This window comes from Actinoplanes sp. NPDC051346, from assembly GCF_040682215.1.
GTDB lineage: Bacteria > Actinomycetota > Actinomycetes > Mycobacteriales > Micromonosporaceae > Actinoplanes.
In genome coordinates this window covers 201341-223948 of record NZ_JBFBAJ010000014.1, presented here as the reverse complement: position 1 = coordinate 223948, position 22608 = coordinate 201341, and the positions used below count along the sequence as shown (strand labels likewise).

24 protein-coding genes are annotated in these 22608 nt (G+C 71.2%); 12 read left to right on the top strand and 12 right to left on the bottom strand.

Translation table 11 applies throughout. The features are described 5' to 3' along the window. Positions 1-205: 205 nt before the first annotated feature. Together AB0M36_RS30615 and AB0M36_RS30610 are read right to left on the bottom strand one after the other, a co-directional pair. Complete coding sequence (locus AB0M36_RS30615; RefSeq protein WP_364164456.1) at positions 206-889, bottom strand: DNA alkylation repair protein; 684 nt, start codon at positions 887-889, stop codon at positions 206-208. 233 nt (positions 890-1122) lie between these two features. Then, entirely contained in the window at positions 1123-1908 is a 786-nt protein-coding gene (locus tag AB0M36_RS30610; RefSeq protein ID WP_364164454.1) for a hypothetical protein, read from the bottom strand. A gap of 123 nt (positions 1909-2031) precedes the next feature. On the opposite strand from AB0M36_RS30610, the gene AB0M36_RS30605 reads away from it, so the two are divergent. Then, complete coding sequence (locus AB0M36_RS30605) at positions 2032-2664, top strand: acVLRF1 family peptidyl-tRNA hydrolase (RefSeq protein ID WP_364164451.1); 633 nt, start codon at positions 2032-2034, stop codon at positions 2662-2664. A 37-nt stretch (positions 2665-2701) separates the two neighbouring features. Here the strand turns inward: AB0M36_RS30605 and AB0M36_RS30600 are convergent, their stop codons facing one another. Both AB0M36_RS30600 and AB0M36_RS30595 read right to left on the bottom strand, forming a co-directional pair. Further along, positions 2702-3235 (bottom strand): gamma carbonic anhydrase family protein, encoded by a 534-nt coding sequence (locus tag AB0M36_RS30600; RefSeq protein WP_364164448.1) that lies wholly within the window; start codon positions 3233-3235, stop codon positions 2702-2704. Between the two features lie 37 nt (positions 3236-3272). Beyond that, positions 3273-4886 (bottom strand): FAD-binding oxidoreductase, encoded by a 1614-nt coding sequence (locus tag AB0M36_RS30595; RefSeq protein WP_364164445.1) that lies wholly within the window; start codon positions 4884-4886, stop codon positions 3273-3275. Positions 4887-4950: 64 nt separating this feature from the next. On the opposite strand from AB0M36_RS30595, the gene AB0M36_RS30590 reads away from it, so the two are divergent. Then, complete coding sequence (locus AB0M36_RS30590; RefSeq protein WP_364164442.1) at positions 4951-5577, top strand: TetR/AcrR family transcriptional regulator; 627 nt, start codon at positions 4951-4953, stop codon at positions 5575-5577. Positions 5578-5582: 5 nt separating this feature from the next. Continuing rightward, positions 5583-6272 carry a histidine phosphatase family protein gene (locus AB0M36_RS30585; protein ID WP_364164531.1) on the top strand — a complete coding sequence of 230 codons (690 nt, stop codon included), beginning with the start codon at positions 5583-5585 and terminating at the stop codon, positions 6270-6272. Between the two features lie 4 nt (positions 6273-6276). On the opposite strand, the gene AB0M36_RS30580 is transcribed toward AB0M36_RS30585, so the two are convergent. Together AB0M36_RS30580 and AB0M36_RS30575 are read right to left on the bottom strand one after the other, a co-directional pair. Next, complete coding sequence (locus AB0M36_RS30580) at positions 6277-6870, bottom strand: LysE family transporter (protein ID WP_364164440.1); 594 nt, start codon at positions 6868-6870, stop codon at positions 6277-6279. Between the two features lie 159 nt (positions 6871-7029). Then, positions 7030-7947 carry a neutral zinc metallopeptidase gene (locus tag AB0M36_RS30575; RefSeq protein ID WP_364164437.1) on the bottom strand — a complete coding sequence of 306 codons (918 nt, stop codon included), beginning with the start codon at positions 7945-7947 and terminating at the stop codon, positions 7030-7032. Between the two features lie 218 nt (positions 7948-8165). Between AB0M36_RS30575 and AB0M36_RS30570 the strand changes: the two genes are divergently transcribed. The 4 genes from AB0M36_RS30570 (at position 8166) to AB0M36_RS30555 (ending at position 13319) form a co-directional block, all read left to right on the top strand. After that, a complete protein-coding gene (locus tag AB0M36_RS30570; protein ID WP_364164434.1) occupies positions 8166-9770 on the top strand; it encodes an ABC-F family ATP-binding cassette domain-containing protein in 1605 nt (534 codons plus the stop codon). A 515-nt stretch (positions 9771-10285) separates the two neighbouring features. Continuing rightward, positions 10286-10513, top strand: a complete 228-nt coding sequence (locus AB0M36_RS30565; protein ID WP_015620263.1) for a helix-turn-helix domain-containing protein — start codon at positions 10286-10288, stop codon at positions 10511-10513. After that, positions 10510-11286 (top strand): enoyl-CoA hydratase/isomerase family protein, encoded by a 777-nt coding sequence (locus AB0M36_RS30560; protein WP_364164431.1) that lies wholly within the window; start codon positions 10510-10512, stop codon positions 11284-11286. The genes AB0M36_RS30565 and AB0M36_RS30560 overlap by 4 nt, the downstream gene beginning before the upstream one ends. Before the next feature lie 95 nt (positions 11287-11381). Then, entirely contained in the window at positions 11382-13319 is a 1938-nt protein-coding gene (locus AB0M36_RS30555) for an ABC transporter ATP-binding protein (RefSeq protein WP_364164428.1), read from the top strand. Here the strand turns inward: AB0M36_RS30555 and AB0M36_RS30550 are convergent. Continuing rightward, the gene (locus AB0M36_RS30550) at positions 13288-14130 is read right to left on the bottom strand and encodes a carbon-nitrogen hydrolase family protein (RefSeq protein WP_364164528.1); all 843 of its coding nucleotides are present in this window, start codon (positions 14128-14130) and stop codon (positions 13288-13290) included. The two genes, AB0M36_RS30555 and AB0M36_RS30550, sit on opposite strands and share 32 nt — an antisense overlap. A 131-nt stretch (positions 14131-14261) precedes the next feature. On the opposite strand from AB0M36_RS30550, the gene AB0M36_RS30545 reads away from it, so the two are divergent. Further along, positions 14262-14759: a SigE family RNA polymerase sigma factor gene (locus AB0M36_RS30545; protein WP_364164426.1), complete on the top strand. Its 498-nt coding sequence runs from the start codon at positions 14262-14264 to the stop codon at positions 14757-14759. Then, a complete protein-coding gene (locus tag AB0M36_RS30540) occupies positions 14756-15853 on the top strand; it encodes a hypothetical protein (RefSeq protein ID WP_364164424.1) in 1098 nt (365 codons plus the stop codon). The genes AB0M36_RS30545 and AB0M36_RS30540 overlap by 4 nt, the downstream gene beginning before the upstream one ends. 53 nt (positions 15854-15906) lie before the next feature. On the opposite strand, the gene AB0M36_RS30535 is transcribed toward AB0M36_RS30540, so the two are convergent. The 3 genes from AB0M36_RS30535 to mug form a co-directional block, all read right to left on the bottom strand. Next, a complete protein-coding gene (locus AB0M36_RS30535) occupies positions 15907-16335 on the bottom strand; it encodes a hypothetical protein (protein WP_364164421.1) in 429 nt (142 codons plus the stop codon). Between the two features lie 248 nt (positions 16336-16583). Next, on the bottom strand, positions 16584-16757 hold the full coding sequence (locus tag AB0M36_RS30530; RefSeq protein ID WP_364164418.1) for a hypothetical protein: 174 nt from the start codon (positions 16755-16757) through the stop codon (positions 16584-16586). After that, the gene (gene mug, locus AB0M36_RS30525) at positions 16754-17353 is read right to left on the bottom strand and encodes a G/U mismatch-specific DNA glycosylase (protein ID WP_364164416.1); all 600 of its coding nucleotides are present in this window, start codon (positions 17351-17353) and stop codon (positions 16754-16756) included. The genes AB0M36_RS30530 and mug overlap by 4 nt, the downstream gene beginning before the upstream one ends. 124 nt (positions 17354-17477) lie before the next feature. On the opposite strand from mug, the gene AB0M36_RS30520 reads away from it, so the two are divergent. Then, positions 17478-18500 (top strand): pyridoxal-phosphate dependent enzyme, encoded by a 1023-nt coding sequence (locus AB0M36_RS30520; RefSeq protein WP_364164413.1) that lies wholly within the window; start codon positions 17478-17480, stop codon positions 18498-18500. 103 nt (positions 18501-18603) lie between these two features. Continuing rightward, a complete protein-coding gene (locus tag AB0M36_RS30515) occupies positions 18604-19242 on the top strand; it encodes a M15 family metallopeptidase (protein ID WP_364164410.1) in 639 nt (212 codons plus the stop codon). A 10-nt stretch (positions 19243-19252) separates the two neighbouring features. On the opposite strand, the gene AB0M36_RS30510 is transcribed toward AB0M36_RS30515, so the two are convergent. Next, positions 19253-20008, bottom strand: a complete 756-nt coding sequence (locus AB0M36_RS30510; RefSeq protein WP_364164408.1) for an SDR family oxidoreductase — start codon at positions 20006-20008, stop codon at positions 19253-19255. Between the two features lie 66 nt (positions 20009-20074). Between AB0M36_RS30510 and AB0M36_RS30505 the strand changes: the two genes are divergently transcribed. Continuing rightward, positions 20075-21460, top strand: a complete 1386-nt coding sequence (locus AB0M36_RS30505; RefSeq protein WP_364164405.1) for a hypothetical protein — start codon at positions 20075-20077, stop codon at positions 21458-21460. A gap of 122 nt (positions 21461-21582) precedes the next feature. Here AB0M36_RS30505 and AB0M36_RS30500 read toward each other — a convergent pair whose 3' ends face one another. Then, a complete protein-coding gene (locus AB0M36_RS30500) occupies positions 21583-22536 on the bottom strand; it encodes a hypothetical protein (RefSeq protein ID WP_364164403.1) in 954 nt (317 codons plus the stop codon). Between the last annotated feature and the right edge of the window lie 72 nt (positions 22537-22608).

The following is a 22608-nucleotide window of genomic DNA, read 5'->3' as shown; positions in this document are numbered from 1 at the left end:
GTCGCGTCGCGTCGCGTCGCGTCGCGTCGGGTCGCGTCGCGCTGGGTCGCGTCGCGTCGCGTCGCGTCGGGTCGCGTCGCGCTGGGTCGCGTCGCGTCGCGTCGCGTCGCGTCGGGTCGCGTGTCCGGCTGTGCCTCGTCGCGTTGCGTGGCGGGCCGTGTCGTGCGCGGAGTGAGGCGTGGCGTCCTGCGCTTGGTGGGAGCGATCAGAGGTGCTTCGCGGCCTCGCGAACGGACAGCGGCGACAGCACATGCCCCTGCTGGGAAAGGTAGCCACGAACCGCCTCGGCATTCGTTCGGGCGTACTGTCGCAGCGCCCACCCGATTGCCTTGCGCACGAAGAAGTCCGGGTGACCCGCCTGTCGCGTGCAGTACCCGAACAGCCGATCCGTGTCCGTCTCTTGGCGGTAGTTCAGCTGGTGCAGGATCGCCGTGCGGACGACCCACATGTTGTCGTCCTCCACCCAGGCGTCCATCTCGACGCGGAGCTGCGGATGCCGGGCGACGAGACCGCCGACGACGTGGGCCGCCAGCGCGTCGACGGTGTCCCACCACGACTTCGTGGTGATCAGAGTGTGGGCTGTCAGCAGGAAGTTCGGCCCCGCATTTGCCACGTGGGCGCGTAGCCAGTCGCAGGCGAAATACTGATACTCCCGTTCCTTCCGCTCCCAGCAGGCCGTCGCCACCGCGCTGAGATCTTCCTCGGTGGGGGCGGGAAGCCCAGCCCGCACGACCCGGTCGAGCGCGCGTCGGGCCGGGGACGCGATACCGAGAAACGCGAACTGGTCACGCATGTAGGCCGCGGCAGACACGGCGCGTTCCGGATCGCGGGCGGCCTCGTAGGACCGCACCAGCCGCTCCATGATCTCGTCGACCAGCGAATGCGTCATGAGCCGGATCATGCCACCCCGGACCTCCGACGATGGGCCACCCGGCGATGGGCCAGACGATGGGCCAGACGATGGGCCACCCGGCGATGGGCCAGACGATGGGCCACCCGGCGATGAGCCAGACCATGAGCCACCCGGCGATGAGCTACCCGATCGCCGCTGGTTCGGCGCCAGCCTCGGTGCCTGGCCCCGGCACATGCCGGGACCGGGCCAGCGCGCGGGTCCTTCTGGGACTACTTGACCTTGTTGAGGAGGATCTTGCCGGTCTTGTTGCCGCAGCCGCCGACGTCGTTTTGCGTGCTGACGCGGAGCATGTAGGCGCCCTTCGCCGTCAGGCCGGTGGCATTGAAGGTGACCGGTGCCTTGCGGTCGGTGCCGCCCGACACCCACTTCGACTGGACCACCCTGTTGTCGGCCATGCGGACCAGCTCCACCTGGTAGTAGACGGCGGCCCGCCACTGCGGCAGGGTCTTGTCCTCCCGCGCGGCTGTGGCGTACTTGTCGACGAAGAAGCCCCAGTTCGCCGGGGGCGTCCAGGTGAATGTGGCGGTGGTCGGGTCGGTGCCGCGCTTGGCGGACGCCGCGCGGATGCCGCCCGGGCGTGCCGCCGACTCGGAAAGGCGTTGCACGGCGCTCTGCCCGAGACTGTTGCGCGAGGTGACCGACACCGTGTAGTCCGTGCACTGGTCGTAAGCGACGTTGACCGACAGACGCGAACCGGGGGCCTTGTGGGCCGCGTCCGGCGTGAGCTTGAAGAACTGCCGGTTGGTGCCGTTCGTGACGAGGACCTCGTAGTAGTCGGCACCGGCGACGGTGGTGAAGGCGACGAACCCACCGTTGCCGACGAATGTTCCGGTTTCCCAGTCGAGGTGGACGTCGCGCTGCGACATCACGTATTTGGGAACCTGCGGACCGGTGACTGCGGCCGCTGAAGCTGCGACTGGTGTGCAGAGACTCGCGGCGAGGGCGGCGACGGTCGTCCCCACGACAGTAACGAGGCTGGGCAGCTTGATCTTCAACGGTGGTCCTTCCCCATGGCGTGCTTGCTCGACAAGCCTGCCCGGGTGAGGTCAAGCCCACCTCATGCGCCGCTATCGCTGGGGTTTAGAAACGGATGCGCACGCCACCGTACGCTGAAGGTCATGAGCGCACGTCCGGCAGCCGGCGGGGGACGGTGGGTCGACGTGCCCCCGGAGCGGCTCGCCCGCTGGGTCGAGAATTTTTCGTCCCGGCATGGCGGTCACACCGCACAGGGCCTGGTTTTGACGGGTACGGACGGCGCCACGGCCGAGTTGTTCCCGCCGCCCGGCGCTCCGGCCGTGACCGACTTTGACTCCTTGCACGTCGAGGCGTCGGCATCGCGCCGCATCGGGCTGCTGCTGGCGCGTAAGGGCGCCGTGGCGGCGGGCGTCGCGGACGGCCCGGAGCTGATCACGTCGAAGGTCGACACCCACTACGTGCAGGGTCGGACCGCCGCCGGTGGCTGGTCGCAGCAGCGTTTCGCCCGGCGCCGCGACAATCAGGCCAAGGCCGCCGCCGCGGATGGCGCGGCCGTCGCGGCGCGCGTTCTTCTTCCGAACGTACGGACCCTGAGCGTCCTGGTCACCGGCGGCGACCGTACGGCGGTCGACACGATTCTCGCCGCGCCGACGCTCGCCGCCCTCGTGCCGCTGCGCCATGACCGCTTCCTCGACGTGCCGGAGCCGCGCCGGGCGGTGCTGGAGGAGGCGGTGGCTTCGGCCCGGGCGGTCCGCATCCTGGTGCGCGACGCGTAGCGCCCGCCCGGCACGCCCACCGTGCGGCCTTGCCGTGTCAGGCCCCCATTGGTGCGTCCGCGGTGATGTGCCGTTGATGGGCGGCGGCGAGGTCGACGTAAGAGGTGGCGTTGTCGGTGATGTCCGCCAGTTCGGCGGGCGTGAGCTCGCGCCGGATCTTTCCCGGCACGCCGGCCACCAGTACGCCGTCGGGGATGTCGGCGTCCTGGCTCACGAGCGCGCCGGCGGCGATGAGGACGCCGTTGCCGATCCGGGCGCCGTTGAGGATGGTGGCGCCCATGCCGATCAGGACGTCGTCGCCGATGGTGCAGCCGTGGAGGGTCGCGTTGTGGCCCACGGACACCCGGTTTCCCACGGTCAGCGGGATGCCGGGGTCGGCGTGCAGGACGCAGCCGTCCTGGACGTTGGACTGCTCGCCGATGGTGATGCTGTCGCCGTCGGCCCGGATCACCGCGCCGTACCAGAGGCTGCTGTGTTCGCCGATCCGAACCTGGCCGATGAGGGTGGCGGTGGGTGCGATCCACGCCGTGGGTGCGGTCCAGGGTGTGTGGCCGTCGTACGCGATTCTCATCCGGGTCCTGTCGTCGAGAGAGATCCGCAGAGCTTAGTCAGCGGGTGCGTGCCGGGTCGATGATCACGCCGGGGTTGAGGATGCCGGCCGGGTCGAGTGTTGTCTTGCCCGCCTGGAGGGCGGCCGCGAACAGGTCGGGGCGCTGCTGGTCGTACCAGGGGCGGTGGTCGCGGCCCACGGCGTGGTGGTGGGTGATGGTGGCGCCGTGGGAGATGAGGGCGTCGGAGACCGCTGCCTTGATCTCGTCCCACTGCTCCACGGTTCTGCCCCATTCGCCGGCGGCGTAGATGCCGAAGTACGGTGCGGGGCCGTCCGGGTAGACGTGGGTGAAGCGGCAGGTCACGACGCCGATGGCGCCGGCCTCGTCCATGGCGTCCTGTGCCGCGGCGTTGACTGCCGCGCGCAGGGCGTCGAACCGGTCCCACGTGCACGCGGTCTCGAAGGTCTCCACGATCATGCCCTGAGCGGCGAGCGCGTCCCGTTGGTACGGCATGCGCAGGAAGGAAGAGCGCCAGTGGTCGGCGGCCGCGGTGCGCGCTTCCTGGTCGGCGGTGTCGGTGTATCGGGGCGGCTCGGGCAGGACTCCGCCGTGGTCGCGGCACAGCTCCAGGGCCCGTTTCATCCACGCGGTGACAGGGTGGTCGGCGGATTCGAAGCCCAGCACCAGGACGGAGGTCGCCGAGCCCGCGTTGATCATCGCCTCCATGGGGTCCAGGAGCCGGCAGTTCGCCGGGTGCAGCCCGGACTGGGACAGCGCGCGCACCGCCCGCACGCCGGCGTCGTAGTCGGCGAAGCCGACCGAGGCGCCGGCCCGCCACCGGGGACGTTCCTGGAGCCGTACCCATGCCTGGGTGATGACGCCGAGCGATCCCTCGGAGCCGAGGAACATCCGGTCCGGGGACGGCCCGGCGCCCGACCCGGGAAGCCGGCGGGTCTCGATCGCGCCGCTGGGGGTGATGACCCGCAGCGACTCGGTGAGGTCGTCGATGTGGGTGAGCTGGGTGGCGAAGTGTCCGCCGGCCCGGGTGGCCAGCCAACCGCCGAGGCTGGAGAACTCGAAGGACTGGGGGAAGAACCGCAGCGTGTATCCGTGGGGCCGGAGCTGTTCCTCCAGGTGCGGGCCCAGCACCCCGGCCTGGACGAGCGCGGCCCTGCTCGTCGGGTCGATGTCCAGGACCCGGTTCAGCGAGGTCAGGTCCAGGCTGACGATCCCGGCGTACGCGTCGCCGATCCGGGGCTCGACGCCTCCCACCACGGAGGTGCCTCCGCCGAAGGGGACGACCGCGATGTTCGCGTCGGTGCACCAGTCGAGGACGTGGACGATCTGTTCTTCCGAGGTCGGGCGCACGACGAGGTCGGGCACGTGCGGGAGCTTGCCCAGCAGGGCACGCACCACGTCGCGGAACGCCTGGCCGTGGCTGTGCGCGAGCCGGTCGCGGGCGTCCTGCGAGACGATCGACTCGATGGCTCGCGGCGCCTGGATCCGGCTGGCGCCGACGCCGAACGATTCGACCGGTGGCGCCTCGTGCACGGTGAGGTCCGCGCCCGGGAGCATTTTCGCGGTGCGCCGGGTGAGCTCCTCGCGCTCCGGGCCGGCCACGGCGTCTTCGATGTGTCCCCATCCCCACCACGAACGCGTCTTGCCGCTCACAGCCGACCACCTATCTGAACGCAGGGTAAGTTACGGTGCGGTCACTTTGGCATAGGGTGGGGCCATGGGCAAGCAGAACCTCACGCGGGCCGTGGGCACCAAGGGGATGCCCCGCAAGGAACGCGAAGAGCTGATCCTCGACGCGGCGGCGGGGGAGTTCGCGCGAAAGGGCTACGCGCGCGGGTCGACCGCGGACGTGGCGGCGCTCGCGGGGATCACCAAGCCCCTGATCTACGAGTACTTCAGGTCCAGGGACGGTCTTTACCTCGCCTGCGTGGAGCGCGCCGGGTCTCGCCTCGTCGCCGCCGTGCGGTCCGCCCAGGAGGGGCCTTCGGACCTCACGCGCGCCGCGCGCACCCTGGAGGCCATCTTCCGGGCCCTCGAATCACGCGTGCACGATTGGGCGCTCGTCTACGACTCGACCCTGCCGAGCGATGGCGAGCTCCATGACGCGGCCGTCGTGTACCGGCGCGAACTCAACCGGTTGGGCGCGGTCGGCGTGGCCGACTTCCTCGACTCCGCGCCCGACGAGCCGTTGGACGCCGACTTCGCCACCCACCTCTGGTACGGCACCGTGAGCGCCGCGGTCGCCTGGTGGCGGCATCACCCCGAGCAGACCGCCGACGACATGATCCTGCGGTTCGAGCGGATCGTCGCGGTGCTGTACTCCGGCCGTACCCGGATAGGTTAATGATTGTGGATGTTGTCGCCGAACTGGTCCTGATCCGTCACGGGCAGAGTGCCTCCAACGTGGCCTTTCCCGAAGCCGACGCGGCCGGGTTGCTGGAGTCCGGGCTGTCCGGCCGGGACGCGGATGTGCCGCTGACCGGGCTGGGGACCGAGCAGGCACGCTCGGTCGGCCGCTGGCTCGGCGCGCTTCCGGCCGGGCGGGTGCCCCAGGTGGTCGTCACTTCACCGTACGTACGGGCCCGGGAGACCTGGCGGCTCGCCGCGGCGGTCTCCGGGCTGGAGCTGCCGGCGCCGAGCACCGACGACCGGCTGGTCGACCGGCTGCTGGGCGACCTGGAGATGCTGACCCGCGCGGCAATCGCGCAGCGGTTTCCGGACGAGCCTGGGCGGCTGGCGGCCGTCGGCGAATACCGCTACCGCCCGCCGAACGGGGAGGCGTTCGAGGACGTCGCCACCCGGCTGGGCTCGTTTCTGGACGATCTGCGGCGGGCGCATGCCGGGCGGCGCGTGATGGTGGTCGCGCACGACTCGGTGGTGCTCATGATGCGATCCGTCATCGAGGGTCTGGACTGGGAGGCCGTGGCCGCCGTGGCCGACGCCGGTCCGGTCCGCAACGCCTCGATCACCCGGTTCGACGGGTCCTCGGGGCGGCTGGTGCTCGACGGCTATAACACCGTCGAGCACCTAGCGCCCTGACCTGTCACACGACGAGGCCGATGGCCAGCACCGCGATCACACCGCTCGACACCAGCGCGGTGATGAGCCGTGCGCGGGCGCCGGTGAGGAAGCGGCCGGCCAGTGAGCCGCTGCCGGCGACCAGCAGTTGCCAGCTCGCCGACGCCAGGAACGCCCCGAGGACGAACCAGGCGCCCCCGCCCTCGCCGCCGCGTCCGAGGACCAGCGCGGCGAAGTAGACGACCGTCGCCGGGTTCAGCAGCGTGAGACCCAGGATGCCGACGTACGCCGCAGCCGGGGTGGTCCGGTCCGTCTCGCGGGTGGTCGCCGGGTTGGCGAGCGCCGACCAGGCGGTGTGCGCCGCGAGGAGGAGGAGGACCGCGGCGGCGGCCCAGCGCAGGGGAGCGGCGATCGGGGCGATGACTCCGGCGAGGGCGGCACCGCCGAGGACGGCGATCAGGGCGTACACGCCGTCGGCGGTGGCCGCGCCCAGTCCGGCGGCCGCGCCGACCCGCAGGGAGGTGCGCGCGCTGAGACCGGCGATCAGGACGGCTATGGCGCCGACGGGCACGGCGACGCCGAAGCCGGCGATGACGCCGGCCAGGAAGGCCCCGGTCATGACACGGGTACGGGGACCGCCGGGCCGCCGGATCCACGCTGCTGTCGCGCTGCCCGGACGGGTGCGGCGGCGGCAGTGGGCTTCGACAGGCTCAGTACGGTCACGCAGCCATGGTGGCGTCCGCCGCCCCGCCCGGACAACGGGTTTTCCGCTCGATGGCTAGACAGCTCCGGTGGCGAAGGTGTCGCAGCTCTTCGGAGAACCGCTCTGGAAGCCCGTCTGGAACCACTGCTGCCGCTGAGCGCTCGTGCCGTGGGTGAACTCGGCCGGGTTGATGGTGCCCCCACCGCGCTGCTGGAGGGTGTCGTCACCGATCTTGGCGGCGGTGTCGAGGCCCTCCTGGATGTCCTGCTCCGTGATGCTCTTGAAGAGCTTCCGGCCGCTGCGGTCGTCGGCGCCGGTCGCGTTCTTGGCCCAGGCGCCGGCGTAGCAGTCGGCCTGCAACTCCAGCTTCACCGACAGCTTGTTCGCCTGGTCCGGGTCGCGCTGCTGGGCACGGCGCATCTCGCTCTCGGTGCCGGAGATGTCCTGGATGTGGTGCCCGTACTCGTGGGCGAGCACGTACGGCTGCGCGAACTCGCCCGGCGCCCCGAGCTGGTCGGCCAGTTGCTTGTAGAACGTCAGATCGATGTAGACCTGGTCGTCCGCGGGGCAGTAGAACGGGCCGACGCCGGAATCCGCGGCGCCGCACCCCGTCCGGACCCGCTGGGCGAAGAACACCGTCTTGGCCGGCTTGTACGCCTCGCCGAAGTGCTGCGGGTACGCGTCGACCCAGTAGTCCTGGATCGCGTTGACGTAGAGCGTGTTGCGGCACTCGAGCTTCTTGACCTTGTCGGGCTGCGCGCACTCCTGCCGCAACCTCGTGTTGTCGCCGCTCTGTGGCTCCCCACCGTCGCCGCTGAGGCCGTTGATGCCGAAGTAGCCGCCGACGACGGCGAGCAGTACGGTCACGATGATGCCCGTCAGGCCCCCGCCGCCGATGGGAAGGCCGCCGATGCCGCCGCCTCCACCGCCGCCGGACGAGCGCCGATCGTCGATCTGGCTCGTGTCGATCTCGGCGTTTTCGTTGAGTTCCATCTCGTCCTCCCGGCACCGGCCGCGCTCGGCTCGTGTGCTCGGCCGTGTACCCGATGATCTTGCTGCCTAATCGGGTGGGTGTCCGCGGAGGCCGCCCGGTACAATCGTCGGGTGCTGCTCTGCGAAGGCTGACCTGCCCCGCGCCGACCGCGTGATACACCGGCCGGCGTTTCCGTGTGCCCTGAGCCAGCCTCTCCCCGAGAGCGAGACTTCTCGTCATGATTACCGCCACCGGACTCGAACTGCGCGCCGGCGCCCGGATCCTGCTCTCCCCGACCACCCTGCGGGTGCAGCCGGGAGACCGGATCGGCCTGGTCGGCCGCAACGGCGCCGGCAAGACCACGACGCTCAAGGTCCTGGCCGGCGAGGGCCAGCCCTACGCGGGCGACGTCAGCCGAACGAGTGAAGTTGGCTATCTGCCCCAGGATCCGCGTACCGGCGATCTGAACGTCACCGGCCGCGACCGGGTGCTGTCCGCCCGCGGTCTCGACGTGCTCCTCGCCGAGATGCAGAAGCTCGAGGTCGAGCTGGAGGAGAGCGCCGACGACAAGCTGGTCCGGCGCTACGGCGCGCTCGAGGACCAGTTCGCCGCGCTGGGCGGTTACGCGGCCGAGGCGGAGGCCGCCCGCATCTGCTCCAACCTGGGCCTGCCCGACCGCGCGCTGGCGCAGACCATCGGCACCCTTTCCGGCGGTCAGCGCCGCCGGATCGAGCTGGCCCGGATCCTGTTCGCCAACTCGGGCCAGAACGGCAAGGGCATCCTGTTGCTCGACGAGCCGACCAACCACCTCGACCAGGACTCGATCGCCTGGCTGCGCGGTTACATGGCGCAGCACAAGGGCGGGCTCGTGGTGATCAGCCACGACGTGGAGCTGCTCGACGCCGCGGTCAACAAGGTCTGGTATCTCGACGCCAACCGCTCGGTCGTCGACGTCTACAACGTCGGCTGGAAGACGTACCTCGAGTCGCGCGAGACCGACGAGCGCCGCCGCCGCCGCGAGCGGGCCAACGCGGAGAAGAAGGCCGGCGCCCTCATGGCCCAGGCCGACAAGATGCGCGCCAAGGCGACCAAGACGGTGGCCGCGCAGAACATGGCCCGCCGCGCGGAGAAGCTGCTCGGCGGCCTGGAGGAGGTGCGCACCTCGGACAAGGTGGCCAAGGTGCGCTTCCCGAACCCGGCCTCGTGCGGCAAGACCCCGTTGACCGCGGTCGGCCTCTCCAAGTCGTACGGTTCGCTGGAGATCTTCGCCGACGTGGACGTCAACGTCGACCGGGGTTCCCGGGTCGTCATCCTCGGGCTGAACGGCGCGGGTAAGACCACCCTGCTGCGGATCCTGGGCGGCCACCTCAACTCCGACACCGGTGAGGTGCGCCCGGGCCACGGCCTGCGGCTGGGCTACTACGCCCAGGAGCACGAGACCCTCGACGTGGACCGCACCATCCTGGAGCACATGCGCAGCGCCGCGTCGGAGCAGACCGACACCGAGCTGCGGAAGATCCTCGGTGCGTTTCTCTTCTCCGGCGACGACGTCGACAAGCCGGCGGGCGTGCTCTCCGGCGGCGAGAAGACCCGGCTGGCGCTGGCCACGCTGGTCTGCTCGGGCGCCAACGTGCTGCTGCTCGACGAGCCCACCAACAACCTCGACCCGGTCAGCCGCGAGCAGGTGCTCGACGCGATCGCCAACTATCCGGGCGCGATCGTGCTCGTCACCCACGACGCGGGCGCGGTGCAGGCGCTGAAGCCCGACCGGGCGATCCTGCTGCCCGACGGCGACGAGGACGCCTGGAGCGACGACCTGCTGGAGCTCGTGGAGCTCGCCTGATCCACGACGGGGGCCCGACGCGGGCCCCCGGCCGGGCTTGATCGGGGATCATGGGCATCGTCAGTTGTCAACTGGTGCCCACACAGACAGTGCGACGTCGATCGGGCATCGACCGCCACCCGGGCTCCCGGCGGCGCGTCCGGCGCGTGCCGGCAGACCCGGTCCGGCCGGCCATCATGCCTGAGGGTGAACGCTCGTTAGACGCTGCGTGACACCGTTGTCGGTCCCTCGGCCGGATGATGTTTGTGCAGGTCATCAGGCCTTGATCGGGTGGAACCCGCCGCCGGCGTGGAGGCCGTCGCGGCCCCGCCGAAAGGTGTCCGAGGCGCTTCATTGGCGCTCGATCGCGCGTCACTGGCAACTGTCTGACATTGATGGCCGTGGTCATCGTCGGGTTCCTGACAGTGCTAAAAGGGCACGCTCGCTAAGCCGAGATACCTAGCGCATGATCGTTGGAGGCGGTCTAATAGGTGGGACCGTATCGAACCGCACAGTCTGGGACGTGAGGATTCAACATGGCAGCCACGGGCACAGCCACCAGCACTGAGAAGGGTCGTCGAATCGTCGGGAGTGAGCGCCAGACGCTCGCCAAAGACCTGGTGAAGCGCTACACCTCCGGCGAGAGCATTCGGGCCCTGGCCGCATCCACCGGACGGTCGTACGGGTTCGTGCACCGGGTGCTCACCGAGTCGGGCGTACAGCTTCGCCAGCGGGGCGGCGCGAGGCGCCGCAAGAAGGCGTGACGACCAGCGCAACCCCTGGATCCGAGGCCGTTCGGTATGAGCAGGACGGGCCGGTCGCGACGGTAACGTTGAACCGGCCCGATGTGCTCAATGCGCAGACACCGGCCATGTGGTCCGAGCTCGTCGACATTTCCCGGAAAATGCCGGGGGACGTCCGAGTCGTCATTGTCCAAGGAGCGGGACGCGCTTTTTCCGCCGGACTCGACTTGTCGGTGGCACGGGGTGACGGCGATTCTTCGTTGCCCGCCCTGGCCGACTTGTCACCCCAAGAGTGCGCGGATCGGATTGCCGGCTTCCAGGAAGCCTTCACATGGTTGCGGCGTCCGTCGCTGGTCACGATCGCGGCCGTGCAGGGGCACGCCATCGGCGCCGGATTCCAGCTCGCCCTCAACTGCGACATGCGGATTCTCGCGGACGACGCCCGCTTCTCCATGGCCGAAGTGACCCTCGGACTCGTTCCCGATCTCGGGGGCACCAAGCGGCTCACCGAACTCGTCGGTCCGTCCCGGGCGCTGGAGATCTGCGTCACCGGCCGGCGGATCGCGGCGGACGAGGCGGACCGGATCGGGCTGGCCACCGCCGTCGTGCCCCGCGACGAGCTGGACGGCGCGGTCGCGGACCTCGCCGCGGCGATCCTGACGGCGGACGCGGGTGCGGTCGCGGAGATCAAGGCGCTGGTGGCCGGGGCGCCGGGACGCTCCTACGACCAGCAGGACAGCGCCGAACGGGAGGCGCAGACGCGCCGACTGCGTGATCTGAAAGGCGTGGAGTAAGGACCAGCTCCGGAACAACGGGGTTACCGATCAGGTTGTCATACCCAGCGGGCACACTTGTGGCCTGCTGAGAAACGACGCCCGGGAGGTGACGCATGGGTCCGACATCCGGCGGATCGAGCTGGACCATGCTGCGGTCGATCCAGAATTCCGATCGGGTCACCCAGCACCAGCTCAGCCAGGGCACGACCCGGCGCATCCTGCGATTCGCCCGGCCCTACCGGCGCGACATCCTCGTCTTCCTCGTCACCGTTGTGTTCGCCGCGGCCATCGGCGTCGCCACCCCGGTGCTCGCGGGCCACGTCGTCAACGCGATCACCACCGGTGGTGCCGATGCCGCGTCGATCGTCATCCGGCTCGCGCTGACCATCGCCGGGCTGGCGGTGGTCGACGCCTTCCTGTCCCTGGCCCAGCGGTGGTATTCGGCGCGCATCGGCGAGGGCATCATCCTCGACCTGCGCACCCGGGTCTACGACCACGTCCAGCGCATGCCCCTGCAGTTCTTCACCCGGACCCAGACCGGCGCGCTGGTCAGCCGCCTCAACAACGACGTCACCGGTGCCCAGCGCGCGTTCACCTCGACACTGTCCGGCGTGGTCAGCAACGTGATCCAGCTCGTGCTCACCGCGGCCGTGATGTTCAGCCTCTCGTGGCAGATCACCGTGCTCTCGCTGGTGCTGCTGCCGCTGTTCATCGTTCCCGCGCGCCGGGTGGGCAAGCGGCTCGCCGAGATCACCCGCGAGTCCTACAACCTCGACGCCAAGATGAACGCCACCATGACCGAGCGCTTCAACGTCTCCGGGGCGCTGCTGGTCAAGCTCTTCGGCCGGCCCGAGGCGGAGGCCGCCCGCTTCGGCGAGCGCGCCCAGCGGGTCCGCGACATCGGCGTGCAGCAGGCCATGTATTCCCGCACCTTCTTCGTGGCGATGCTGCTGGTCGCCTCGCTCGCGCAGGCCCTCACCTATGGCCTGGGCGGCTGGCTCGCCGTCACCGGCAGCGTCACCGCCGGCACCGTCGTGACCCTCGCCCTGCTGCTCACCCGGCTGTACGGTCCGCTCACCGCGCTCAGCAACGTGCGCGTCGACGTGATGAGCGCGCTCGTCTCCTTCGACCGGGTGTTCGAGGTGCTCGACCTCAAGCCGGGCATCGAGGAGAAGCCCGACGCGGTCGCCATCCCGGCCGGCGCGGGCCGGCTGGAGTTCCGCGACGTGCACTTCCGCTATCCGAGCGCCGACGAGGTCTCCCTGGCCACGCTGGAAGACGTGGCCGCGCTGGACCGCACGGAGAACGCACCCGTCCTGCGCGGCGTCGACTTCACCGTCGAGCCGGGGCAGCTGGTGGCCCTCGTCGGCCCGTCCGGCGCCGGCAAGTCCACTACCTCGATGCTCGTGTCCCGCGTCTACGACGCGACCGAGGGCGCGGTCCGCGTCGGCGGCATCGACGTGCGCGACGCCACCCTCGACTCGCTGCGCGACACCATCGGTGTGGTCACCCAGGACTCGCACCTTTTCCACGAGACCATCGCGGAAAACCTGCGCTATGCGCGCCCCGGCGCCACCGAGGAACAGATGTGGGAGGCGCTGCGCGGCGCACAGGTCGCCGACCTCGTCCGTGCGCTGCCCGACGGCCTCGACACCGTGGTGGGCGAGCGCGGTTACCGGTTCTCCGGCGGCGAGAAGCAGCGCCTCGCGATCGCCCGCCTCCTGCTCAAGCAGCCGACGATCGTCATCTTGGACGAGGCCACCGCACACCTCGACAGCGAGTCCGAGGCAGCCGTCCAGCGAGCGCTGTCCACCGCGCTCACGGGCCGCACCGCGCTGGTCATCGCCCACCGGCTGTCCACTGTCCGCGAGGCCGACCTGATCCTGGTACTCGACGACGGCCGCATCGTCGAACGCGGCAAACACGCCGAGCTGGTGGCGGCCGGCGGCCTGTATGCGGAGCTCTACCGCACCCAGTTCGCGGACAGCAGCCCGCTCGTCCCCGAGGTGGAAACCGTCATCATCCCGGTCCCGTCCCCGATCGAACCCTGACCGTCCGCCGGCGAGCGGAGTCGCGGCTGGGAGGGGCATCTCCGTGATAGGCCAGGGACAGGACGTCCTGGCGGCGTTGACCGAGATACCAGTCTCCAGCCTGGGTGATGTCGAGGGTCTGCCGTAACAGATCCGCGCGCCCGGGAGGAAGCTCGCCGAGAACCTCACCGCGCGGGGAAACCACCATGCTCGGGCAGTGCTGGTCGGGGTGCGCGATGTTGGCGGACGCCAGGAAGCGCTGATTCTCGGCGGCCCGACTGATCAGATGACTGCGCCAGACACCCTCGGCTTCGCCGGTGTTGGCGGCGTTGGTGAGGTAGACGAACAGCTGAGCCCCCGCCGAAGCCAGATACTGCCACTGTTCCGGAAAGCGAATCTCCCGGCAGAGCTGCACACCCGCGGTGACGGGCCCGCCGGGCTGCGGTATGTCGATGGTCGGCAGGTGGTCGCCACTGTGCAGTCGGCCACGCTCGTTCATCGCGAGGTTGATCTTCCGGTAGACCTGGTAGCCGCCGTGGGCCGAGAAGAACAGGCCGGCGTTGCACCATCCGCCGTCCGAGGGCAGCAGCGATCCGCAGAAGAGGTGCACCTGCTTCCGCTCGGCGATCGCTGCCGTCTCCGCGACGGCGTGCTGCACCGCGGCGGGGTCCATCGCGTCGAGCCGCGTCAGATCCTCGCCGTAGCCGGAGAGCATGCCTTCGGGCATGACGACCACATCGCCCGCTCGTGTCTCGTCGAGAACCTGCCGCACCGTGGCCAGGTTGGCGTCGACGTTCCAGGTGGCGGGGACTTGGGCGATCATGACGGACATCAGCACCCGGCAATCGTGAACGACGACTGGAAGACCACGCGCGCGGGGTCCAGCCGTCGATTCGGCGCCCTCGCGGAAATTTTTCTCTTGTCCTGTCTACGTGGCGGCCTTGTGGGTGCGTTTCATAGGGCGTGACGTTCGAGGAATACGTGTTGGTGCGGGGCGTGGCCCTGGTGCGGTTGGCACGCCTGCTGACCGGTGACGAGCACCGGGCCGAGGATCTGGTGCAGGAGGTGCTGGCCAAGGCATACGTGCGGTGGGGACGGGTGGGCACGCTGGATCGACCCGATCTCTACGTGCGGCGGATGGTGGTCAACGCGCACCGTTCCTGGCTGCGCCGCCTGGTCAACCGCGAGATCACCGTGGCCGCCGTGCGGGACAGCGCCATCGGCCGGGACTGCGCCGCGGAGTCGGCCGAACGTGACGAAGTGTGGCGGATGGTGCACCAGTTGCCGCCCCGGCAACGCGCGGTGATCGTGTTGCGCTACTACGAGGACTACGACGACGCCACCATCGCCGGACTGCTGCAGTGCTCGCAGGGCACCGTTCGCACCCAGGCCAAGCGGGCCCTGGACAAGCTGCAGCGTCTGCGACCCGAGTTTCACGAGCCGATGGGAGATCGCCGATGAGCGCCGACCTCGACCAGGTGCTGTCCAAGAGCCTTCAGCAGCGCGCGGACGCCGGATCACCGATCGACCCGCAACCGCTGCTGCACGTTGCGGTGGCGCGGGGCCGACGGATGCGGGCCCGGCGCCGAGCCGCCACGCTACTCGCGGCGGCCGCCATCGCCGGGACGGCGGTCATCACTGTGTGGCTGCCCAGCCAGCATGCGACGACGCCGGTGAGCCCGGCTCCCTCACCGTCCGCGGCATTGGACGTCGACCTCGCGAAACTGCCGGCCGCGGACGGGCAGCCCGGTGCCGCCGCGCGGCCCGATCTGGTCGGCAGCGATCCGGGGCTGCTGCATTTCTCGGTGGACACGCTGGCCACCGCTCGGCGGGTCGCCTGGACCTCCGCACCCGGGCTGGAGACCGCGGACGTGCAGCGCACCGACTTTCAGGTGTATGTGGCGCTGGCCCAGTCCCAGCAGAGGTTCTCGGCACTGCCATTGGCGTTCAGCAGCGGACCCCGGACCGAGATGTCCGCCCCGGTCGGCGTCAGCCTGGGGGACCGCGAAGCGACCCTGAGCACGTCGAGGCCCTGGAAGGAGAAGAACGGCCTCGAGGGGCGGATATACGCGTTCGAGTGGCAACCCGTCAGCGGTCTGTGGGCGCGGGTCGAGGTGCAGACGACCAGCCAGGAGCGGGCGGAGCAGATCTTGCGGCAGGTCCGCTTCGACCAGACGCGACGGTGCGTGCTGCCGTTCCGACCGAGTAGCCTGCCGGCGGGCGCGACGGTACCGGACTGTGACGTCGCGCTCGCGCAGGACTCTCCGGCTGTGTTCCGCAGCGGAGGCTGGACCGTAGTCGACGGGCAACGTCGGCTGAGCGTTCAGGCCCACGCCTTCGAGCCTGACACCGACGACGATCGCCCGCCGCTGAAAGCCGGCCCTTACCACGCGTATGCCGACCCCGACGGCCGGTCCTGGACCATGAGGGTCGATGGACTGCTCATCACGGCCACCGTCGAGACGCGAAAGAATCCCTTCACCCAGGCCGAGGTACTTCAGATCCTCGGTGGCCTCCACATCGCCGAACAGGTTCCCGACCCCGGCACCTGGTAGGAGGCAGGGTGGCCATGAGGTCTCCGGTGTCCGGAGACCTCATGCCGCCCTGACTAAGCGGCGACGGGCTGGGCGTTTCGCCCACGCCACTTCCGGATCGCGTTGCGGATCACGAACACCCAGCCGACGAGCGCCCCGATGCCTGCCAGCACGAATGCGGTGAGCAGGAGGTAGCTGTATCCGCCCGCCGTGGCGAACACGCCGCTCGCCCCGGTGTCCGCGGCCTTGACGGTCTGGCCGACGACGAGCGAGTCGGGCTCGTCGTACAGCGTGACGTTCGCCCGGCGGTCGCTGCCGTTGTCGGCCACCCACGAGCCGTGGAACGAGCACGAGCGCCGGCCGCACTCTTCCCGCTCCGCGGTGAACGTGCCGACCGTTCCGCCGCCGTTATGCGCCTTCCAGGCCGGCACGAGATCGGTGGCGCCGAGCGCCATGGCCGCGAAGGCGACAAACGGCAGGCCCACCCACAAAAAAATCTTCATTCGCCAGTCACTGATCTTGCTCAAGATTCCCACGGGCCGGAACGGTAAGGCATGACCGGATCTGCCGCTACCCCGTTCCTTAACGGCCGACAACCACTCCTGCCGGCGGCTCACCGAGCGAGATGACCAACCGGACGATTTCCTCCGCTACCGCCTCCGGCTCGCACAGCATCTGGAGGTGGTAGCCCGTCATGGTGTGCACTGTCCAGCCCCGATCGCGAGCGTCGACGACCTCCTCGGCGTAGCCGTCACCGAAGGAGAGATATGCCGCCGGGACGTGATCCCACCCATGGCGGCGCGAGCGTTACCGCCGACAGGCCGAAGCGGTCCCGCAGCACCCCGGCGACGGGCTGCCACGCGGCCGGGCCGAGATAGACGCTCGGGATCAGCACCGGGGTGAACGCGCCAGGGCCGGCGGTCACCGGTCGGCCGCCGTTCCCAGCTCGGCGAAGGCCACTCCGAGCGTCTCGGCGGTGTAGTGGGCGTTCAGCCCGCTCGGATTGGGCAGAACCCACACCGGAACGTCCGCGATCCGCTCGGCCTGCGGTCCCATCGTCGCCTTCGGACGGCCGAACGCGGTGCGGTACGCCGTCACGCCGAGCACCGCCAGGAACCGGGGACGCCACCGGTCCACCAGCGCGGCCAGGACCTCACCGCCCGCCACCAGCTCCGCCGGGGACAGCTCGTCGGCTCGGGCGGTCGCCCGGGCCACCACGTTGGTGACGCCCAGCCCTGTCTCGGGCAGCGCCCACTGCTCCGACGGGTGGAGCAGCCGTGGGGTGAAGCCGGAGCGGTGCAGGGCCGGCCAGAAACGATTGCCGGGGCGGGCGAAGTGATGTCCGGTCGCCGCCGAGTAGAGGCTCGGGTTGATGCCGGAGAACAACACCCGCAGGTCCGGGCCGACCAGGTCCGGGATCGTCCGTCCCGCCGCCGCCGCGACCTCCGCGGGCGTAGGCCGCACCGTGGACAGCGCGGGCGACGACGCGGCCGCGGAAGAAGACGGTGGATGCGGCGTCATCCGGCGAGCCTATCCGCCGAAAGTCGCAGCGCCGCCGCTCGCATGATCCGCCCGCGGGCCGAGGTCGCGCTGAAGGTTCGCTGTGAGACTCGAGCCCGTTGGTCGATCGAGCAGGGAGACGGGCATGGGGAGTGCGGTCACGGATCTGCGGCTCACGCGGGCTGACGTCGAGGAGGCGGCGCGGTTCCTGGACGGGAGAGTGGTGCGTACGCCGGTGGTCCGTTCCGCGTCGCTCGACGCCCGGGCCGGGGCGCGGCTGCTCTTCAAGGCCGAGAACCTCCAGGACGGCGGCTCCTACAAGATGCGCGGCGCGACCGTCGCCGTGGGGCGGCTGGCGGCGGCCGGCAGCGCCACCGGCGTCGTCTGCCAGAGCACCGGCAACCACGCCCTGGCCGTCGCCCTCGCCGCCCGCCGGCACGGCCTGGCCGCCATCGTCGTTCTGCCGGCGGACGCGCCCGCCGCCAAGGTTTCGCGGGCCGAGGCGGCAGGTGCGCGCGTCGTCGTGGGTGGTGCCGACGCCGAGGAGCGGCTGCGGCTGGTCGCGCGGATTCACACCGAGACCGGGTACGCCGTGATCGACGCGTACGACCACGCGGACGTGGTGGCCGGCCAGGGTACGGCCGCCCTCGAGCTGATCGAGGAGGCCGAGCGGGCCGGTACGCCGCTGGACGCCCTCGTCGTTCCGGTCGGGGGCGGGGGAGGGGCCGCGGGGGCGAGCCTGGCGGCGGCCGGCCGGGGCATCGACCTGTACGGCGTCGAGCCGGTCGGCTGCGATTCGCTGGCCCGCAGCCTCGCCGCCGGACGGCGGGTGCCGGTCGTGCCCGCGCCGACGCTCGCCGACGGACTGCGGCCCACCTGTGTCGGTGCGCTGCCCTTCGGCATCCTGCACGAGGCCGGCATCGGCGCGGTGCGGGTGGACGACGCCGAGATCGCGGAGGCGTTCCGGCTCGTCCTGTCCGAGCTGCGCCTGCTGGCCGAGCCTTCCGGGGCGGCCGCGCTCGCCGGCGCGCTGCGGGTCACGGCTTCCGGCATCCACCGTACGGTCGGCGTCCTGCTCACCGGCGGCAACGTCGAACCCGACCTGGTCGCCGATCTGCTGACGCGCGGCACGGAAGCGACCGGGAAGCGACACCAGCCGGCAGCATGAGCGTCGGGAGCGTAGGTCGGGGTAGGAAACTGTGTCAGGACGAGGCGGCGGGACGGTTGGACGTGAACGAGCGCAACACCATGCCGCGGTCGGCGGCCGCGCGATGATCCTGCTCTGCGACCCTCGCGTCGCCGCGGTGCCCAGCGAGGACGACGGCGATCCGATCATCGACGTGCGCGACGTGCCGGAGCTGCGGCTCGACGGCCGCGCCGCCGACCCCGAGGGCGCCTACGCCCGGTTGCGCGCCGAGGTGGCGTCGCGGCTGGTGGACGCGCAACGCAAGCTGCCGGACGGCCTGCGCCTGCTGGTCGTCGAGGGTTATCGACCGTACGCGGCGCAGCACGCCATCTGGACCCGTTACCGCGACGAGTTGCGCCGGCGCCACCCGTCCTGGCCGGACCGGCGGCTGCTGGTGGAGACGAGCAAGTTCGTCTCCCCGGTGGAGGTGGCACCCCACAGCACCGGCGGCGCCGTCGACCTGACCCTGTGCACGGCGGACGGCATCGAGCTCGACATGGGTACGCCGATCGACGCGACGCCCGTCGAGAGCGACAACGCCTGCTTCACCGCGGCGCGCAACATCCCGGCGGCGGCGGGCGAGAACCGGCGGCTGTTGAGCGACGCTCTCGCCGCGGTGGGCATGGTGAACTATCCGACCGAGTGGTGGCACTGGTCCTACGGCGACCGCTACTGGGCGCTGACCACCGGGGCGTCCCACGCGCCGTACGGTCCGGTGCGGTGACGCGGGCCGCTCACAGGGTGCGGAGCGCGCCGCCGTCGACGGGCACGGAGATGCCGGTCAGGTAGCTCGCGGCCGGGGAGAGCAGGAACGCCGCCACCCGGCCGAACTCCTCCGGCTCGCCGAGCCGGCCCAGCGGGACGGCCGCCGCCGCCTCCGCCGCGGCCCGCTCCGGGTCGCCGGTGGCCGCGAACAGCTCCCGGTTGCGGTCGGTCAGCAGGCGGCCGGGGAGCAGGCTCAGCACGCGGACGCCGCGGGGTGCGTACTCGTCGGCCATGTCCTTGGCGACGCCGGCCAGGCCGGGGCGCAGGCCGTTGGACAGGCCCAGGCCGGGGATCGGCGTGCGCGACGACGTGGACAGGACGAAGCCGATCGCGCCGCCGGCCGGCAGCGCCGCCGCGAAGGTGCGGGCGGCCCGCACCGCGCCCAGGAAGACGGTTTCGAAGGCCGCGCGCCACTCGTCGTCGCTGCGGGAGGCGGCGGTGCCGCCGCCCGGCCCACCGACCGAGATCAGCGCGCCGTCGCAGCGGCCGAACCGTTCGGTCGCGGTGCGCAGCAGCAGGTCAGGCGTGCCCGCGTCGGTGAGGTCGGCGGGGACCCCGACGGCGGCGTCGCCCAGGGCGGCGACGGCCCCGTCGACCCCGGCGGGTGACCGGGAGGAGATCACGACCCGGGCGCCGTCGGCCACGAGGGCCCGCGCGGTGGCGAAGCCGAGGCCCCGCGAGGCTCCGGTGAGAACGTAGACGCGGTCGGCGAGTCCCAGATCCATGCCCCGATCCTGCCACCACGCCCGCGGTGGGCGTCCGACGCGGGGCCTGGCGGGTAGGGTGCCCCGGTGCTCGACGAATACAGGGTGGACCCGGCGGCGCTGGCCCGCGGCGACGGCGACCCGGCGCAGCTGGCCGCGCGGTTGAGCTCGTCGTCACCCGACGTCCGCCGCGCCGCCGTCGGGGCGCTGGCCGCACGCTGCCAGACGGCCCGGTCCGCGCCGGCGGTGCTCGTACCGTTGCTGGAGCCCTTGCTGCACGATCCGCTGTTGCGGGACGAGGTGGTCGCGGCGCTGCGCCGGTGCGGTCGAGCCGCGGCCCGGTATGCCGGCTTCCTCGGCGAGGTGGCGGCCGCCGCGCCGGAGCCCGCCACGCGGCGCCGGGCGGTCGAGACGTTGATGCTCGTCGGCGATCCGCGGTGGATCGATCCGGTGATCCGCGAGGGCGTCGCCCTGCTACCGCACGCCCTGATGCCGCTGACCTGCCCGACCGAGGTCCGCGACGCCGTCCGTGGTCGCCTCGCCGGCCTCACCGGCTCCGACGACGCTTCCCGGAACGCCGCGAGCGTCCTGTGCGAGATCGTGGCCCGGTGGGGAACCGACGCCGCGGACGCGGTGCCGGAGCTGCTCGACGCCGTGCCCCGCGCGCCGCAAGCGGCTACCCGGGCGTTGCTGGCCGCCGGCCACCTCGCCGCGCCGATGGTGCCCGCCCTGCGCGCGGCCGCGTCCCGGCCCGGTGGCCTGCTCGCCGCGACCGCGCTGTTCCGGCTCACCGGTGACCCGACGCCCGCCCTGCGGGCCCTGTTGACCGCCCGCCCGCCGGTGCCGCCCGGCGTGGTCGCCCTGCTCGGCCCGTTGGCGTTGCCGCTGGTGCCCGAGTTCGAACTGCTGCTGACCGGGGAAGCCGGCGCCACGCTGTCGCAGTGCGCCGCGCAGCTGCTCGCGGCGCAGGTGGTGATCGCCGCGACGGGGGACACGACCGCGGCGCTGCCGACCCTGCATGCCGTCCTCATAGCGGGTGGTCACCGGGCGGTGCTGGCCGCGACGGTGGTGGCCGACCTGGCCGGCCCGGTCCCCGACACCGATCGACCCGCGGCCGGACCGGGCGCCGACCGGGGACTGGGCGGCCGCGGGTGGCGCGGTGAGATGGCTGTCTGGGTGCCGGAGCTGCGGACCTTGCTGGACGACCCGTGGGCCGGGGTGGCGGCGGCCGGTGCCCTGCGGCGGCTCGGGGTGCCGGCCGCCGAACTGGTGCCGGTCGTGGTGCGGGCGATCGAGGAGAGCCGGCGCACGGCCGCGGCGGTCTCCCTGCTGCGGAAGCTGGGCGCGACGGCGGAGGCGGCCCGGCTCGCCGCACGCGATGAGCGGCTGGCCGTCGGAGGCGCGGACGACGACCTCGTCATCAACGACGAGCTCCTGCGCGACCGGCTCCTCGCCCCGGCCACGCCTGCCTGACATCCCGGCCCGCTTCGCCTGTCGGACCCTGACTGAACCGGCACCACTCGCGGATCTTGATCGTCCGGTGGTTTCGACGGTCGCTCCCGAGCTTGTTCACGCTGCGTGCAGACCTGGAGGTCTCAGCCGTCGGCTAGCGACCACTCCTGGGTCTGCCGGGAAACGGAGGGCCAGGGACCGAACCGGAAACTCGTCACCCGGGTCGACTCCTTCACCTCGAACACCATGATGCCAACGGCCGACCAGTCCGGGGCGAGTGGGGCAGATTCGGGACCGCTGTTCACGGCGTTGGTCAAACGGGCGTTCGGTTGGTAGACGTGGCCGTCGCGGTCGGAGACCGAACCACGGAAGAACCCGACGTGCTCGGGGAACGTGGTGTACCCCGTGTTCCTAACCTCCACCTCGACGAAGACGAGCCGCTTGCCGCGGGCCGGCCGCAGGAGCGGATACGCGGGAAGCTTCTGGTGAGTCCAGGGTTGCGCGTTGACGACATCCTCGATCGAGACGGTCATGCGATCGCCGTTGAGCCGCCGCATGATCACTTTGCTGGTACGCGGGACGAGTCCGCTGCGCGCGACGATGCCGTCGTCCGGGTCCGATGACAGACCAGCCGAGGGCGGGCTGGCGGGCGGGGTCCTGGTCGACGTGTCCCTCGGCCAGTCCGGCAGGCTGTCGGCAGGGAGCACCCACGGCCGTGCGGTGGGAACGATGAGGGGCGAGTACGGCTTCGCCAGTTCGTTGGCGTCGGCGGTGTGTCGGTAGACGACAAACCCGACGGTCACCGCGACAAGGACAGCCACCAGGAACATGGCCCGCAAGCGGTGGTCCGGCGCCGGGGTGGGGCGTCCGCCGCCGGTCGAGGCGACCGGCTCCGGTCCGGCGGCGCCGGGTAGCACCCCGAGCCCGGTCGAGGGGCCGGGTGGCGGGGCGCCCTTCGTGCGCCGGCGCACAGCGTGTATGGCGACGAACCCACCCACGCCGACCACGACGCCGGCGGTGAAAGCCCAGGCGGGGTGCCGGCGGGTTGGCATGCGCGACTGCCGGGCGATCCGCCGCCGGTATGTCTCATCGGTCACGAGTCAGTGGATCGGCACCGGCGGCTCGGGTATGAGGTCATATCCGGCCCCGCTCGTTCCGCTTGCCGGTCC

What these genes read in the sequence shown, in the direction of transcription:
- AB0M36_RS30615 (WP_364164456.1), bottom strand. Translation starts at nt 889, where the DNA reads ATGACGCATTCGCTGGTCGACGAGATCATGGAGCGGCTGGTGCGGTCC.
- AB0M36_RS30605 (WP_364164451.1), top strand. Translation starts at nt 2,032, where the DNA reads ATGAGCGCACGTCCGGCAGCCGGCGGGGGACGGTGGGTCGACGTGCCC.
- AB0M36_RS30600 (WP_364164448.1), bottom strand. Translation starts at nt 3,235, where the DNA reads ATGAGAATCGCGTACGACGGCCACACACCCTGGACCGCACCCACGGCG.
- AB0M36_RS30590 (WP_364164442.1), top strand. Translation starts at nt 4,951, where the DNA reads ATGGGCAAGCAGAACCTCACGCGGGCCGTGGGCACCAAGGGGATGCCC.
- AB0M36_RS30580 (WP_364164440.1), bottom strand. Translation starts at nt 6,870, where the DNA reads ATGACCGGGGCCTTCCTGGCCGGCGTCATCGCCGGCTTCGGCGTCGCC.
- AB0M36_RS30575 (WP_364164437.1), bottom strand. Translation starts at nt 7,947, where the DNA reads ATGGAACTCAACGAAAACGCCGAGATCGACACGAGCCAGATCGACGAT.
- AB0M36_RS30570 (WP_364164434.1), top strand. Translation starts at nt 8,166, where the DNA reads ATGATTACCGCCACCGGACTCGAACTGCGCGCCGGCGCCCGGATCCTG.
- AB0M36_RS30565 (WP_015620263.1), top strand. Translation starts at nt 10,286, where the DNA reads ATGGCAGCCACGGGCACAGCCACCAGCACTGAGAAGGGTCGTCGAATC.
- AB0M36_RS30555 (WP_364164428.1), top strand. Translation starts at nt 11,382, where the DNA reads ATGGGTCCGACATCCGGCGGATCGAGCTGGACCATGCTGCGGTCGATC.
- AB0M36_RS30550 (WP_364164528.1), bottom strand. Translation starts at nt 14,130, where the DNA reads ATGTCCGTCATGATCGCCCAAGTCCCCGCCACCTGGAACGTCGACGCC.
- AB0M36_RS30540 (WP_364164424.1), top strand. Translation starts at nt 14,756, where the DNA reads ATGAGCGCCGACCTCGACCAGGTGCTGTCCAAGAGCCTTCAGCAGCGC.
- AB0M36_RS30535 (WP_364164421.1), bottom strand. Translation starts at nt 16,335, where the DNA reads ATGAAGATTTTTTTGTGGGTGGGCCTGCCGTTTGTCGCCTTCGCGGCC.
- mug (WP_364164416.1), bottom strand. Translation starts at nt 17,353, where the DNA reads ATGACGCCGCATCCACCGTCTTCTTCCGCGGCCGCGTCGTCGCCCGCG.
- AB0M36_RS30520 (WP_364164413.1), top strand. Translation starts at nt 17,478, where the DNA reads ATGGGGAGTGCGGTCACGGATCTGCGGCTCACGCGGGCTGACGTCGAG.
- AB0M36_RS30515 (WP_364164410.1), top strand. Translation starts at nt 18,604, where the DNA reads ATGATCCTGCTCTGCGACCCTCGCGTCGCCGCGGTGCCCAGCGAGGAC.
- AB0M36_RS30510 (WP_364164408.1), bottom strand. Translation starts at nt 20,008, where the DNA reads ATGGATCTGGGACTCGCCGACCGCGTCTACGTTCTCACCGGAGCCTCG.